Genomic DNA, 479 nt, shown 5'->3' with positions numbered 1-479 from the left:
CGGGACCGAATCTGACTCACAGCAGGTGGGGAACTATCTGGCCGTACGCGGGGAGAAACCATGGCCACAAAATGCGCCATAAATGGCCGCCAGTGGGGAGCTTACGATGGCCGTCGACAGACTTTGGAGGCCGAAGTTCGTTCGGCAATTGAAGACATGTCCAAGCAGTTCGACGACTTCGAAACGTCCTGGAGCGATGGCCCCGGTTGCGGGCCTGACGATGCCTACGAACTGACGAAATGGTTCGACAACGTCATTGCGGCGTACGAGAAGGCAGAGACGTACCGCGGGGAATCGAGTGATTTGCTCCGCCGGCGATTGCCTCTGATCGATAGTGCAGAAGCTGAGATCGCGCACATGGGCCTTGACCCCGCGGGTTGGACACGCTTGATCCTGGTCTCAGACCAGGGAAAGCGAGAAGATCTAACCCGATGGCAAAGAAAAATTACTCCGAAGAGTTCCGCCGCGACGCAGTCGAG

At 57.6% G+C, this 479-nt stretch carries 1 protein-coding gene; it reads left to right on the top strand.

Annotation, left to right across the window (positions count from 1 at the left end):
* Positions 1 to 60 precede the first annotated feature (60 nt).
* On the top strand, positions 61 to 479 hold a 419-nt coding region (locus ASU23_RS34520; RefSeq protein WP_216637129.1), incomplete at its 3' end, for a hypothetical protein.

It is taken from the genome of Rhodococcus sp. KB6 (assembly GCF_001445685.1).
Lineage (GTDB): Bacteria > Actinomycetota > Actinomycetes > Mycobacteriales > Mycobacteriaceae > Rhodococcus_F > Rhodococcus_F qingshengii.
Note: the sequence above shows the minus strand (reverse complement) of the source record. Positions and strands in the feature narration are given on the sequence as shown.